The following is a 12,415-nucleotide window of genomic DNA, read 5'->3' as shown; positions in this document are numbered from 1 at the left end:
ATAGCTGCCATGCGAACCTCCATGTAGGTACGTACCTACATGGTCGGGCGGAAAGTGATGGGGTGCCCCTTTGCGTTACAGATGGTGAAAGGCAGATGGTGAATCCGCGCGGATCTGCGGATTTTCACCATCTGCCTTTCACCTTTTACGGCCGAGGCAGCCGGGTCCCCCCCTACTCCGCGAGCTTCTTCGCGATGAGCTGGTTGACCTGGCCCGGGTCGGCCTTGCCCTGCGTCGCCTTCATCACGGCGCCGACGATGGCGCCGGTGACCTTCTTGTTGCCGGCGCGGTACTTCTCCACGATGTCCGGGTTGGCGGCCAGCGCGTCGTCGACAGCCTTCTCGATGGCGCCGTCGTCGCGCACGACCTCCAGGCCGCGGTCCGCAACGACCTTGTCCACGTCACCCTCGCCGGCGATGACGCCGTCGATGGCCTGGCGGCCCAGCTTGGTGGTCAGCTTGCCCTCCTTGACCAGCTCCACCACGCGGGCCACGTCGGCCGGGGTGACGCCGAGCGCGTCGAGGTCCTTGCCGGCCTCGTTGGCTTTGCCGTTGATGTAGGAGACCCACCAGGCGCGGGCCTCATCCGGCGTGGCACCGGCCTCGACGGTGTCCACGATCAGGTCCAGCGCCCCGGCGTTAACCAGGTCGCGGAACTCCTTCTCCGGCAGCTGCCACTCCTCCTGGATGCGGGCGCGACGCACCCACGGCAGCTCCGGCAGGGTCGCGCGGATCTCCTCGACCCACTCCGGCTTGGCAATCACCGGCGGCAGGTCCGGATCGTTGAAGTAGCGGTAGTCGGACGCCTCCTCCTTGGGCCGGCCCTTGGAGGTGGAGCCGTCCTTCTCCTGGTAGTGGCGGGTTTCCTGGACAATCTCCTCACCGTTGTCCAGGGCGGCGGCTTGGCGCTGCATCTCGAAGCGCACGGCCTGCTCCACGGATTTCAGGGAGTTGATGTTCTTGGTCTCGGTGCGGGTGCCGAACTCCTCCTGGCCGACCGGGCGCAGGGACACGTTGGCGTCGCAACGCATGCTGCCCTGGTCCATGCGCGCGTCGGAAACGCCGAGGGCCTTGACCAGCTCACGCAGCGCGCCGACGTAGGCCTTGGCCACCTCGGGTGCGCGCTCGCCGGCGCCGATGATCGGCTTGGTCACGATCTCGATCAGCGGGATGCCCGCGCGGTTGCAGTCCACAAGCGACGCGGTTGCGCCGGTGATGCGGCCGGATGCGGAGCCTAGGTGGGTGAGCTTGCCGGTGTCTTCCTCCATGTGCGCGCGCTCAATTTCCACGCGCCACTCGGTGCCATCCTCGAGCACGACGTCGAGGTAGCCGTCGTAGGCGATCGGCTCGTCGTACTGGGAGATCTGGTAGTTCTTCGGCTGGTCCGGGTAGAAGTAGTTCTTGCGCGCAAACCGCGAGGACTCGGCGATCTTGCAGTTCAGCGCCAGGCCGATCTTGATGGCCCACTCCACGCCCTTGGCGTTGACCACCGGCAGCGCACCGGGAAGCCCGAGCGAGACCGGGTCGATGTTCGTGTTCGGCTCCGCGCCGAAGTGGGCGGATGAGGTGGAGAACATCTTCGTCTCGGTGGCGAGCTCGACGTGCACCTCAAGGCCCATCACGGGGTCGTACTTTTCGAGTACTTCGTCGTAATCCATCAGGTCGTACGCAGTCATGCGCATCAGTCTACTGCCCCGCCCCGCGCGCCCGCGCTACAGCTCGCCGCGTCGCTGCACCCACACAAATGCGGCGGTCTTCTCGCGGCCGACAGCGAGCGCATTGCCTATCGACGGCCCATTGCCCACGTGCACCGTCCCCCACAATGTGTCGCCGGTTTGGGCCGGCAGGACGTCGCAAAGCAACTGCATCGCCGCCGGTGCGAGGCCGCGTCCGCGGGCAACGTCGTCGAGGAGGAACTCGTAGACCTGGAACCCGCGCATGCCGTTTGCGTCGTCGCGGGCGGCGGCGATGATGCCCGCGCGCTGCCCATCCACCTCGATCTGGCGCAGCGCGCCGGTGTCCGCGCAGTGTTGCAGCTGCTCCAGGGTCGCGGCCTCCGTCCAGGTGCGCACCTCGGGCCGCTGCCTTGCGACGTTGCCGAGCACCTCATCGGCATACTCTGCCGTCTCAGCGGGATCTGCCGGGGTGAGACGGACGCGTTCATGATGCGGGCGGCGAGGCTTCTGGCGCAGTTCGGAGACGAGCCCCGCGATGATCCACTGGTCGATGTCGGCGTCCTCCGGCGGGTTCGGCAGTTCGAAGCGGATGGCCAGCGGGCCGAAGTCCGCGAACTCGCGGTGCAGCTGCTCCGCGTACTTGCCTAGGCGGTCGTGCTGCGGCGGCACGGACGTCGCGACGACGTGCACGAACGGCTTTTCCGGATCCAGCCCTAAAAAGCGTATCCCGGCGACGGACCAGTGCCCGTCCCCAAACTCCACGCGCCGGTTCGCCCACGCCAGCGGGTCGGGCACGTCCGGCCCGCCGAGAGGTTTTAGGTGGTCGCGGAAGCCGGCGCCGAATTCCGCGTTGGCCGTGTGCTCCGCGTGCGGGCGCATCTCCTGCACCGCGAGCGCGCGCCGCTCTCCTGCGGTGTACCACTCGCGTTGCTGATGCGGCATCCACGCCTCGTAGGCGCCGACCATCTGTTCCAGCAGTGCCATGGGTAAAACGCTACTGCAAAACGGAATAAATAGGCCTCCGCTGCGACCAAGAGAGTGTTTCCCTATGCTGTCGCGGGTGGATTACCCCGATTTTTCTGACAAAAATACGCGTGCCGGCGCGATAGGGATCGTGGCGGCCGGAGCACTCATCCTGGCGGCGCCGTTCATCGCCCAGGCTGCAACGGAGGAAGGCGGCCCCGCCACCACGGAGGTGTCCGCCGGTGGCGTCACGCTGCGCGACGCGGACGGCAACGCGTTGCAATGCACCCAGACCTCTGCCAACGGTGCTGAAGACGGCACCGGCACGTGGGTGTGGGACTGCGACGGCACGAAAATCCAGCTGCGCACCGACTACACCATGACCGACAAGGCCGAGCGCGCCAACGCGGTCACGCGCATGTACTGGCTGGCAGCAGACGGCGAGCGAATCGACACGGACGATCTCTATCAGCCAGCGCCCGGGGTGTACGCGGTGCACCGCGACGGCGTCTCCGTCGCTGCCGTCGAACGCGGCGACCTCACGGTCTACGCCGCGGCGCCTGAAGACGGCCGGGAGATCGTCGAGCGTCTTGTCGCAGAGGAGGCCAAATAGTGCAGAAGAACCTCATCCTCCAAGGCATCGTTGGCCTCGCCATCGTGGCGTGCGTGGCGCGCTACCTGTACACGCTCACCCAGATGCCGTGGACGCCTGCGTTCGGCGCCGCGGCGGCCGCATTCGTCCTCGTCGCCGTTGCAGCCGCGTGGCTGCTTTTGCGCCGCCACCCCGGACGGCCAAGGACCCCGTGGTGGCTGCCCGCCAACCTGTTGGCTGGCGTGGCCTTGTGCGGCGTCCTCCCGCCGGTCAACTCCGCCTATCTCTCCAGCACCGCTGACCTGCCCGGCGTGGTGGCGTACCTGTTTTCCCCGTTCCCGGAGGAAACGGCCAAGCTGCTGGCGGTGTTCTTCGTCATCGCCGTTTTCGCCCCGGTGCGCCGGCCCGTCGAGGCCGCCGTTGCTGGCATGGCCGTCGGCGCGGGCTACACCGTCGCCGAGACCGTGAACAATTCCGCGATCGAGGCGGCGCTCGATCTGCAGTCCGAGTACTTCGACGGTGTCGCGTCCATGCTCGTGCTGGTTGCCATGGGCCCGTTCTCGCACGCCGTTTACACCGGGCTGGCGGCGTGGGGCCTCGGCCAATTCCTGTGCCGCACCGATCAGCCTCTTGGCTGGCGCCTGTCCCGGCTGACTGGCTGGTTCCTCCTCGCCGCTGCGATCCACGGCGCGTTTAACGCCTCCAAAGAGCTTCCCGGAACAGCAGGACTCGTCGGCTCGATCGCAGTGACAATCCTGCTGTGGGTGCTGGTAGTGTGGCTCTACCGTCGCTCCCGCGCCGTCGCCTCCCACACTTCCCGGTAACTCTCAGCGAGCGTGGCCACCGTCTCGTGTGCGTTGAGCCCGCTGGGGTTGCCGACCACCCACACCGGCACACCGGCGAGGGTCTCGGGTTGGAGGCCGCGGGTGGCCTTTGGTCGTCGATAGGCATCGCGGTACGCCCCGATGCCTGCGAACATGACGGCTGTGGGCCGATGCTTTTCGACGACTCCGCGCACGACCTCGCCTCCTGCAACCAACTCCGCCTTCGTCAGGTCGGACGCCTTCGGCGTCATGCGGTTGACCAGATTGGTGAACCCGATGCCGAGCTCGGCGAGCATGGCGGCGTCCTTGTCGGAGAGCCCCTCGTTGGCGTGGACGCGGTAGGGCGTGATGCCCGCGGCCTCGAGCGCCGGCCAGAAGCGGTTGCCCGGGAACGCGAACGGCGCATCCACCTCCTCGGTGAGGCGGCCGGGGTTGATCCCGACAATGAGCAAGCGGCAGGGGTCGGGGATGCGGTCGTGCATGTCTTCCGACCCTACTGGGCCGGCCTCCCGGGTCGCCGGTTTTGCAAAAGTCGGCAGAACACGGCCCCTAGATGCAAGTCCCCCAAGGTCGCCGACGGCACGCTCGCCGACTTTTACAAACCTGCCTACGTGAACATGGCCTTCGCGGTGGTGTAGCGGCGCTCCGGAACGGTCTTGAGGTGCGCGACGGCGTCCTCGAGCGCCACAAGTTCGATGTCCTCGCCGTGCAGCGCCACGCAGGTGCCGAAGTTGCTTTCGTGGGCAGCGCGGGCGGCGTGGACGCCGTAGCGGGTGGCCAGCACGCGGTCGTAGGCGGTGGGCGTGCCGCCGCGCTGGATGTGGCCGAGCACGGTGGTGCGCACGTCGTAGCCGAGGCGCTTTTTCACCTCGTCGCCGATGATCTGGCCCATGCCGTTGAAGGTCTTGTGGCCGAACTCGTCTTCCTCGCCCAGGCCGGCGTCCATGGTGCCTTCCTTGGGGATTGCGCCCTCGGCGACGACGATGATGCCGTACTTCTCCCCCATCTGGAACCGGCGCTCCATGGCCTTGCAGATCTCGGCGATGTCGAACGGCTCCTCCGGGATCACAGTGTAGTGCGCGCCGCCGGCCATGCCGGCGTGCAGGGCGATCCAGCCCACGTGGCGGCCCATCACCTCGACGATGAGGATCCGGTTGTGGGACTCGGCGGTGGTGTGCAGTCTGTCGATGGCGTCGGTGGCCACGGACACGGCGGTGTCGAAGCCGAAGGTGTAGTCGGTCGCGGCGACGTCGTTGTCGATGGTCTTGGGCACGCCGACGACGGGGATGCCGTTGTCAGAGAGCCACTTCGCGCCCTTGAGGGTGCCCTCGCCGCCGATGGCGATAAGCACATCCACCCCGGCGTCGTCGAGGTTGGCCTTGATGGTGTCCAGCCCGGCCTTGAACTTGTCCGGGTGCAGGCGGCCGGTGCCCAGCACAGTGCCGCCGCGCAGGAGGAGGGAGTCCATGTAGGCGTCGTCGTAAAGGTCGACGCGGCGGTCCTCCATCAGCCCTACCCAGCCGTCGCGGTAACCCACGACGGTGGAGCCGTACTCCGTGTTCGCGGTGCGGACGATGCCGCGGATGACGGCGTTCAGGCCGGGGCAGTCGCCGCCGGAGGTCAAAGTGGCAAGTCGCATACTTGCCAGGCTACCCCCGAAGACGAAGCGACGACACCGCCCCGATCAGCATCGCAGCGCACGGCAGCGCGAGCGCCAACCCGGCCGTGGACTCGATGGCGCCGGAGGCGAGCACCACGCCCACCAAAGCCACGCCAAGCACCGAGCCGACCTGGCGGGCGGTGTTATAGAGCCCCGAGGCCGCCCCAGTTTCGTGCTCGGGGATGCCGCGCATGGTCACCGCCGCGTTCGGCGCCCACACGAACGCGCCACCGATGCCCAGAAGCGAGGTCACTGCGGTAAACCACCACACGCCGGCCCCGGTGTGGATCAGCGCTATGGCGAGCGCGAGCCCCACTGCGGAGAGTGTGAAGCCCGCGGCGCAGAGCTTGCCTGGGTCGCGACGGTCCGTCAGGTACCCGGCCACCGGGGTGAGCACGAGCGCGAACACGGACATCGGCGCAGTGATCGCACCGGAAGCCGTCGGCGAGGCACCGGCGACCGTTTGCAGCCAGTACATCAGCGGGATGAACATCGACGCCACGGTAAAGCCCATCGCCGCCACGCCCAGAGCGCCGAGCGCGAACGAGCGGTTGAGCATGAGCTCCACGGGCAGGAACCCGTCGTCGGTGCCGTTGCGGGCAGACAGCACCAGCACGCCAATCAGCAGTGCACCGAAGAGGATCGAGGGCCACTGCCCAAACTGGATGCCGTACACGAGCAGTCCCAACCCGCCGAAAGAAAGCAACACCGGCAGCAGGGTCACCCGCTCGCCGCTGCGCGGCAGCCGCGGCAGCGCAACCAGTCCGGCGATCAGCGCCACCGCGCCAAGTGCTGCTTGGGCGAAAAACGCCGCGCGCCAGCCGAAGGTGTCCGCCACTGCCCCGCCGACGACCGGGCCGATCAACGACGCCACCGAGCCGATCACGCCCCAGGTTGCGAACGCCCGGCCTTGCTTGTCCTCCGCGAACACGCGCGGGATCAGGCCGAACGCCTGAGGCAAGAACACCGCGGCGCCCGCACCCTGCAGGCCGCGGGCCACTACCAGTGAACCGAACGACCAGGACGCGCCCGCGAATACCAGCGCGGCCACATAGATGGCCAGACCGATGAGGAAGACGCGGCGTTGCCCGAAGGCGTCTCCAAGCTTGCCCGTCGCCGGCATGGGGGCCACCGTGCACAGCAGGTAGATGCTGGTCAGCCACACGGCGGAGCCGACGTCGAAAGGCAAAAGTGGTGTGATCACGGGCATGAAGCCCTGGTCGATCAAGACAAGAAAATACCCCGCAGCCAGGGCTGCGAGGGTATTCCAGGGATTAACGGCTGGCTTCAAAAGCGGCACCCACGCGGTACAAGCGCGCGTCCTCGAAGGCCGGGGCGATCAGCTGCAGGCCCACCGGCAGGTTCGTGTCGGAGGCCTCGCCCGCCGGCACCGACATGCCGGGCAGACCGGCCAGGTTCAGCGGCAGGGTGAACAGGTCGAAGTTGTACATCGCCAGCGGGTCGTCCACCTTGTCGCCCAGCTTGAACGCGGTGGTGGGAGCGGCCGGGGCGGCGATGACGTCGCAACACTCGAATGCCTTGGCAAAGTCCTGCGCCACCAGGGTGCGCACGCGCTGCGCCTGCAGGTAGTACGCGTCGTAGTAGCCCACGGACAGCGCGTAGGTGCCCAGGATGATGCGACGCTTGACCTCCGCGCCGAAGCCTTCGCCGCGGGTGGCGGCCATGACTTCCTCGGCGGAGCGGGTGCCGTCGTCGCCGACGCGCTGGCCGTAGCGCATACCGTCGAAGCGCGCGAGGTTAGAGCTGACCTCGGAGGTCTGGATCAGGTAGTACGCGCCCATGACGTCTTCGAAGCTCGGGCAATCCACCTCGACGATCTCCGCGCCCTGCGCCTCAAGCTGCGCGTAGGCCTTGTCGATGGCGTCCTTCACACCGTCCTGCGTGCCCGGGCGCTCGAACTGCTTCACGCGGCCGATCTTCACGCCCTTCAGGTCGCCCTTCGCGCCCTCGCGGGCGGCGTCTGCGAGCGCCGGCACCTCGCGGTCCACGGAGGTGGCGTCGAACTCGTCGTGGCCGCCGATGATCTCGTGCAACAGCGCGGTGTCCAGCACGTTGTTCGCACACGGGCCCACCTGGTCCAGGGAGGACGCGCAGGCGATCACGCCGTAGCGGGACACACCGCCGTAGGTCGGCTTCACGCCCACGGTGCCGGTCAAAGACGCAGGCTGGCGGATCGAGCCGCCAGTGTCAGTGCCAATGCCCAGCGGGGCCTCGCCGGACGCGAGCGCCGCTGCGGTGCCGCCGCCGGAGCCGCCCGGGACGCGCTCCAGGTCGTGCGGGTTCTTCGTCTGCTTGTAGGCGGAGTTCTCCGTGGACGACCCCATGGCGAACTCGTCCAAGTTGGTCTTGCCCAGAATCGGGATGCCCGCCGCGCGCAGCTTGGCCACCACGGTGGCGTCGTACGGGCTCATGTAGCCCTCGAGCATCTTGGACGCGGCGGTGGTCGGCGCGTCGGTGGTGACCAGCAAGTCCTTCAGCGCCAGCGGCACACCCGCAAGCTTGGAGGCCGGCTCCCCGCCGTTCTTCACCTGCTCGTCCACCTTGTCCGCGGCCGCGAGCGCCTCCTCGGCACCGACGTGCAGGAACGCGCCGAGCTCGCCGTCGACCTCAGCGATGCGGTCGAGGAACGCCTGCGTGACCTCGCGGGAGGTGACGTCGCCGGACTGGATCATTGCGGCGAGCTCGTGCGCTGGCTTTGCGACGAGACCTTCGGCCGGAATCGTGTACTGCGTCATTTCCTTCTAGTCTCCCTCTCCGAGAATCTGCGGAACCACGAAGCGGTCATCTTCCACGGCCGGGGCCTGGTCCAGCGCCTCGGCCTGCGTCAGCGTCTTCTTCTCCACATCCTCGCGCATACCAGCGTCGATGGAGTGCGGGTGGCTCATCGGCGTGACACCTGCAGTGTCCACACTCTGCACCTTCGAGACCGCGTCCACGATCGTGTCCAGCTGCTGGGCAATGTCGTCCAGCTCCTCGTCCTTCAGCGCGATTCGCGCCAGGCGTGCGATGCGCGACACCTCGTCGCGTGAAATCTCAGCCACAGTCCCATCCCTTCGTCCATCACGTGGGTTGCGATTAACGCGCCTTATCTTACGTCACGGCGATTCCCTTACCCGCGGGCGGTAAGGCGCACCGGCAACGACGCCCAGCCACCAACCGGGTGAACCTCACGCTCCCCCTCGCCGGCGCTGGTGACCTCCGCGGCCGCGAGGAGTTCTTCGGTGAACGCTTGCAGCTCAACGATCGACAACGTCTTGCCAGGGCACGCGTGCGGCCCTGCGCCCCAGACCAGGTTCTCGTCGGCGTTCGTCTCCGGTTCGAAGCCGTCCGGGTCTGCAAACGTTTCCGGGTCGCGGTTTGCCGCTGTCCAGTGGATGCGCACCCTTTGGCCTTCAGGCAGATCGTGCCCGTCGAGCGACACCGGGCACGTGGTCACTCGCCGGTTGCTCACAAACGGCGAGTCGGCGCGCAGGATTTCGTCGGCGATCGCAGTGAACTCCTTTTGCGAAACGCCGCCTGCGAGGCGGTCCTGGAGCTCGGGGCGTTCGATCAGTGCTTCAAGCACAACCCCGATGCAGTAGGCCATCGAGCTCAAATCTCCCGCAGTCCAGTTGCGTAGCACGGAGACCACTTCCTCGAATTCCAGACGCCGACCGAGACTGTCGTCGTGGACGAGACGCGAGGTGACCGAATCGTCGGGGCTGTTCTGGAGGGGCTGCACGACGGAGCGAATGATGTCGTCGAAACGCTCGGCGACCGCCGCTGTGCGCTCGAGTTCGCCGGACCGCGTTGCCGCGTTGTTGTCGGCCACCCACGCAATGAGGGTGTCGTCGAGCTCGCTTGGCCATCCGAGCCAGGCGGTCATCGCGCGGACCGCATACTGGGCGCCCAAGTCGCCGACGGCGTCGACCTTGCCGTTCGACAGCGCTCCTTCTGCCAACTGGCGCGCGATCTTGTGGAACATCGGAGCGAGCTGATCGACCTCCTCCGCCGCGAGGTAACGATCGATCAACGCACGCATCTCGGTGTGCTTCTCGCCGTCAAGGCCGTTGGGCAACTGCAAAAATCGCGACACACCCGACGAGAACTGTTCCGGGTTCTCCGCCACTTCGCGGGCGAGAGCGTTGCCCGTGACGACGACCTCCTTGCCGTCGCGAGCCAACTTCGCGCCGTCGCGAAGCAACGCGTCTCCGACCGCGCGGGGTTCGGCGCCGGCGAGTGTGGTCTGCGGGATTTCGGTGCGGCTCATCGTGCTCCTCCTTAGTTAGAAGACTGCTGCGGTTTCGACCGTACACCCGCTGCCGGTGTGCCGAATTGCTATAAATAAGGCCATGTCGTACCTCATCCGCGTTTCCCTTCCGGACGTCCCCGGCAGCCTTGGTCAGCTCGCCGAGGCGTTCGGCATGGTCGACGCCGACATCAACTCCGTGGACATTGTGGAGACCTCCACCGACGGCGCTGTGACCGACGACATCGTGGTCACCCTGCCCACCGGTGTGATGGCGGACACCCTGATCACCGCCGTCTCTTCTGTCGACGGCGCGGAGGTGGATTCCATCCGCCCGTTCACCGGACGCGTGGACCGCCGCGGGCAGATCCAGATGCTCGCCCAAATCGCGGCGCAGTCCGGCAGCGTCGAGGACCGCCTCAGCGAGCTGGTCGACGTCATGCCGAGTGCTGTGACCTCTTCTTGGGCCGTGGTGCTGCATTCCTCCGACGACGGGCTCACACGTGCCGCCGCCTCCCCCGCCGCGCCGGAGGACGACGGATCTACCCCGCAGATGCCGCCCGTCGAGGCCGCGCGCATCCTCCAGCCCGACTTCGACGACTGGGCACCGGAGTCCTGGTTCCAGCTCGGCACATCGCTCACCATCACTCCCCTGCACGGCACCGACATGGTGCTGGTGGTCGGCCGCGTGGGCGGGCCGGATTTCCTGGCGTCCGAGGTCCGCGAGATCGGCGACCTCGGCTGCATCACAGGCGCGATGCTGCGCTAGCCAAAGCCTCAACCGTTGCACGTTTTCTAGATTTCTGTAATTCTAGAAAGCATGCAACCGATTGAAGCACGCCTCTCTGACCTCGAAGCGCGCGTCGCCGCGCTCGAACAGGCCCCATCGCCCGAGTCCACCTCACGCCCCAGTTCCAGCAACGAGGCGGACCAAGGCACAGTCACCTTCAAAGGCGACGTGGAGCTTCCGACCGGCACCTACTCCTACGAATGGATCCGCCCAACGGCGTGGATCACGGACCAACCGTGGGACAACGCGATGGACCGCATCGCCGCTCTCGCGCACCCCGTCCGCGGCGCCATCCTGCGCCACCTTTTAGCCGCACCGGCGAGCGTGACGGAGCTGGTCGAATCTGAGCTGGTCTCCTCCACCGGCACCGCGTACCACCACCTGAAGGAGCTGCAGGCAGCCGGCTGGGTGCGCAAGCAGGGCGGGATGTTTGAGATTCCCCCGGCCCGCGTCATCCCGCTCATGACGATCGTAATCGCCGGGGAGGACCACTGATGCGCGCTACCAACATTGCCACCGGAGGAATCTCCGCTGTCCTCGCCGCCGCGTTGATGCTCTCCACCGGCCCCCGCGACATTTCCGTGGCCTCTGAACACACCGGCGATACTGAAATCTCCTCCGCACTCGAACACCTCGCGGAAAACGGCCACCACAACCTCGCCGCCTTCACCTACGACGACGGCGAGGTCTGCTTCGGCGGCCTCGGCGCCGACGAGCACAGCGAGTTCGAAATCGGCTCGATCACCAAGACATTCAATGCGGAGCTGGTCCGCCAGTTCATCGAGGCCGGTGAGCTCCGCCTGGACACTCAGGTGCAGGAGCTTATCGACGTCCCCTCCGCCCCCGTTGCCGATGTCACCATCGAGGAGCTGCTCAACCACACCTCCGGGCTCGCCACCACCGAAAGCCTCAGCCTCGCGGACATGTTCGCGGCCAACATCCGCGATGGCGGTAACCCCTACCGGCGCGACACACCGCAAGACATTCTCGACGCCGCCGGTTCCGCCGAGCTGAACAACCGCGGCGAGGAGCAGTACTCGAACTACGGCCACGCGCTGCTCGGCCAACTGCTTGCCACACACGCCGGCATGCCCTACGACGAGTTGCTGCGCACCCGCATCTTCGAGCCCGCCGGCATGACGTCGACCTACGTGGCGCTACCGGGCACCGTCGACGAAGCACCCACAGGCCTGGCCGCCAACGGGCACCCCGCCGGCCCGTGGGACATGGACGGCTGGGCCCCGGCCGGCGCGATCCGCTCCACTGCTGCCGACATGGCGAAATACGTGGAATGGGTGTCCTCGCACGGTGTGCCCGACTATGGCTGGGCAAGCCTCGACGAAGACGGACAGGAGATCACGTTCCACAACGGCGGCACCGGCGGCTTCCGCACCATGTTGGTCTGGGACCCCGAGCGCACCGACCACAGCCGCGCCGCGTTTGTCGCGGGCGACACCGAAGCCTGGGTGGACGCGCTCGGCATCGACCTTATGAAGGAGACCCGATGATCGCACTCGTCATGATCCTGCTGCTCCTTGCGTCCGCGACGTTCAGCGCCGTGCGGAACGCCAAGGGCCCCACTTACGCCCTCGTCAACGCTGTGATCTCCGCAGCGGTGGTGTGGTTGCTCTCATTCGGCGTGAACTGGAACGGCCAGTTCCC

At 67.1% G+C, this 12,415-nt stretch carries 13 protein-coding genes; 5 read left to right on the top strand and 8 right to left on the bottom strand.

Going from position 1 to position 12,415, the window contains the following annotated elements; genetic code table 11:
- Positions 1 to 172: 172 nt before the first annotated feature.
- Entirely contained in the window at positions 173 to 1,675 is a 1,503-nt protein-coding gene (gatB, locus tag HMPREF2791_RS02240; RefSeq protein ID WP_070844187.1) for an Asp-tRNA(Asn)/Glu-tRNA(Gln) amidotransferase subunit GatB, read from the bottom strand.
- 36 nt (positions 1,676 to 1,711) lie between these two features.
- Positions 1,712 to 2,659, bottom strand: a complete 948-nt coding sequence (locus HMPREF2791_RS02235; RefSeq protein WP_070844146.1) for a GNAT family N-acetyltransferase — start codon at positions 2,657 to 2,659, stop codon at positions 1,712 to 1,714.
- 76 nt (positions 2,660 to 2,735) lie between these two features.
- Here HMPREF2791_RS02235 and HMPREF2791_RS02230 point away from each other — a divergent pair, with 76 nt between their 5' ends.
- A complete protein-coding gene (locus HMPREF2791_RS02230) occupies positions 2,736 to 3,251 on the top strand; it encodes a hypothetical protein (RefSeq protein WP_141764885.1) in 516 nt (171 codons plus the stop codon).
- Positions 3,251 to 4,054: a PrsW family glutamic-type intramembrane protease gene (locus HMPREF2791_RS02225; RefSeq protein WP_070844142.1), complete on the top strand. Its 804-nt coding sequence runs from the start codon at positions 3,251 to 3,253 to the stop codon at positions 4,052 to 4,054. Before HMPREF2791_RS02230 ends, HMPREF2791_RS02225 begins: the two co-directional genes overlap by 1 nt.
- Here HMPREF2791_RS02225 and HMPREF2791_RS02220 read toward each other — a convergent pair.
- The 6 genes from HMPREF2791_RS02220 to HMPREF2791_RS02195 form a co-directional block, all read right to left on the bottom strand.
- Positions 4,012 to 4,536 carry a mismatch-specific DNA-glycosylase gene (locus HMPREF2791_RS02220; RefSeq protein ID WP_070844140.1) on the bottom strand — a complete coding sequence of 175 codons (525 nt, stop codon included), beginning with the start codon at positions 4,534 to 4,536 and terminating at the stop codon, positions 4,012 to 4,014. The two genes, HMPREF2791_RS02225 and HMPREF2791_RS02220, sit on opposite strands and share 43 nt — an antisense overlap.
- A 125-nt stretch (positions 4,537 to 4,661) precedes the next feature.
- On the bottom strand, positions 4,662 to 5,693 hold the full coding sequence (locus tag HMPREF2791_RS02215) for a 6-phosphofructokinase (protein ID WP_070844138.1): 1,032 nt from the start codon (positions 5,691 to 5,693) through the stop codon (positions 4,662 to 4,664).
- Positions 5,694 to 5,703: 10 nt separating this feature from the next.
- Positions 5,704 to 7,014: an MFS transporter gene (locus tag HMPREF2791_RS02210; RefSeq protein WP_070844185.1), complete on the bottom strand. Its 1,311-nt coding sequence runs from the start codon at positions 7,012 to 7,014 to the stop codon at positions 5,704 to 5,706.
- Entirely contained in the window at positions 6,989 to 8,470 is a 1,482-nt protein-coding gene (gene gatA / locus HMPREF2791_RS02205; protein WP_070474875.1) for an Asp-tRNA(Asn)/Glu-tRNA(Gln) amidotransferase subunit GatA, read from the bottom strand. Before gatA ends, HMPREF2791_RS02210 begins: the two co-directional genes overlap by 26 nt.
- A 6-nt stretch (positions 8,471 to 8,476) precedes the next feature.
- Positions 8,477 to 8,776 carry an Asp-tRNA(Asn)/Glu-tRNA(Gln) amidotransferase subunit GatC gene (gene gatC, locus HMPREF2791_RS02200; protein ID WP_070844136.1) on the bottom strand — a complete coding sequence of 100 codons (300 nt, stop codon included), beginning with the start codon at positions 8,774 to 8,776 and terminating at the stop codon, positions 8,477 to 8,479.
- Positions 8,777 to 8,844: 68 nt separating this feature from the next.
- A complete protein-coding gene (locus HMPREF2791_RS02195; protein ID WP_070844134.1) occupies positions 8,845 to 9,984 on the bottom strand; it encodes a cytochrome P450 in 1,140 nt (379 codons plus the stop codon).
- Positions 9,985 to 10,066: 82 nt separating this feature from the next.
- On the opposite strand from HMPREF2791_RS02195, the gene HMPREF2791_RS02190 reads away from it, so the two are divergent.
- Genes HMPREF2791_RS02190 through HMPREF2791_RS02180 form a run of 3 tightly spaced genes read left to right on the top strand, consistent with a single transcriptional unit; the run spans position 10,067 to position 12,261 of the window.
- Positions 10,067 to 10,732: an ACT domain-containing protein gene (locus HMPREF2791_RS02190; protein ID WP_070844132.1), complete on the top strand. Its 666-nt coding sequence runs from the start codon at positions 10,067 to 10,069 to the stop codon at positions 10,730 to 10,732.
- Positions 10,733 to 10,783: 51 nt separating this feature from the next.
- Positions 10,784 to 11,248: an ArsR/SmtB family transcription factor gene (locus HMPREF2791_RS02185; RefSeq protein ID WP_070844130.1), complete on the top strand. Its 465-nt coding sequence runs from the start codon at positions 10,784 to 10,786 to the stop codon at positions 11,246 to 11,248.
- Entirely contained in the window at positions 11,248 to 12,261 is a 1,014-nt protein-coding gene (locus HMPREF2791_RS02180) for a serine hydrolase domain-containing protein (protein WP_070844128.1), read from the top strand. Before HMPREF2791_RS02185 ends, HMPREF2791_RS02180 begins: the two co-directional genes overlap by 1 nt.
- Positions 12,262 to 12,415: the final 154 nt, after the last annotated feature.

The organism is Corynebacterium sp. HMSC034A01, assembly GCF_001838175.1.
GTDB lineage: Bacteria > Actinomycetota > Actinomycetes > Mycobacteriales > Mycobacteriaceae > Corynebacterium.
This window is presented reverse-complemented; position numbering and strand designations above follow the sequence as displayed.

Bases quoted from the DNA above. Each gene is read 5' to 3' on its own strand.
- HMPREF2791_RS02180 (WP_070844128.1), top strand. From the start codon at position 11,248: ATGCGCGCTACCAACATTGCCACCGGAGGAATCTCCGCTGTCCTCGCC.
- HMPREF2791_RS02215 (WP_070844138.1), bottom strand. From the start codon at position 5,693: ATGCGACTTGCCACTTTGACCTCCGGCGGCGACTGCCCCGGCCTGAAC.
- gatA (WP_070474875.1), bottom strand. From the start codon at position 8,470: ATGACGCAGTACACGATTCCGGCCGAAGGTCTCGTCGCAAAGCCAGCG.
- HMPREF2791_RS02185 (WP_070844130.1), top strand. From the start codon at position 10,784: ATGCAACCGATTGAAGCACGCCTCTCTGACCTCGAAGCGCGCGTCGCC.
- gatB (WP_070844187.1), bottom strand. From the start codon at position 1,675: ATGACTGCGTACGACCTGATGGATTACGACGAAGTACTCGAAAAGTAC.
- HMPREF2791_RS02195 (WP_070844134.1), bottom strand. From the start codon at position 9,984: ATGAGCCGCACCGAAATCCCGCAGACCACACTCGCCGGCGCCGAACCC.
- HMPREF2791_RS02235 (WP_070844146.1), bottom strand. From the start codon at position 2,659: ATGGCACTGCTGGAACAGATGGTCGGCGCCTACGAGGCGTGGATGCCG.
- HMPREF2791_RS02190 (WP_070844132.1), top strand. From the start codon at position 10,067: ATGTCGTACCTCATCCGCGTTTCCCTTCCGGACGTCCCCGGCAGCCTT.
- HMPREF2791_RS02220 (WP_070844140.1), bottom strand. From the start codon at position 4,536: ATGCACGACCGCATCCCCGACCCCTGCCGCTTGCTCATTGTCGGGATC.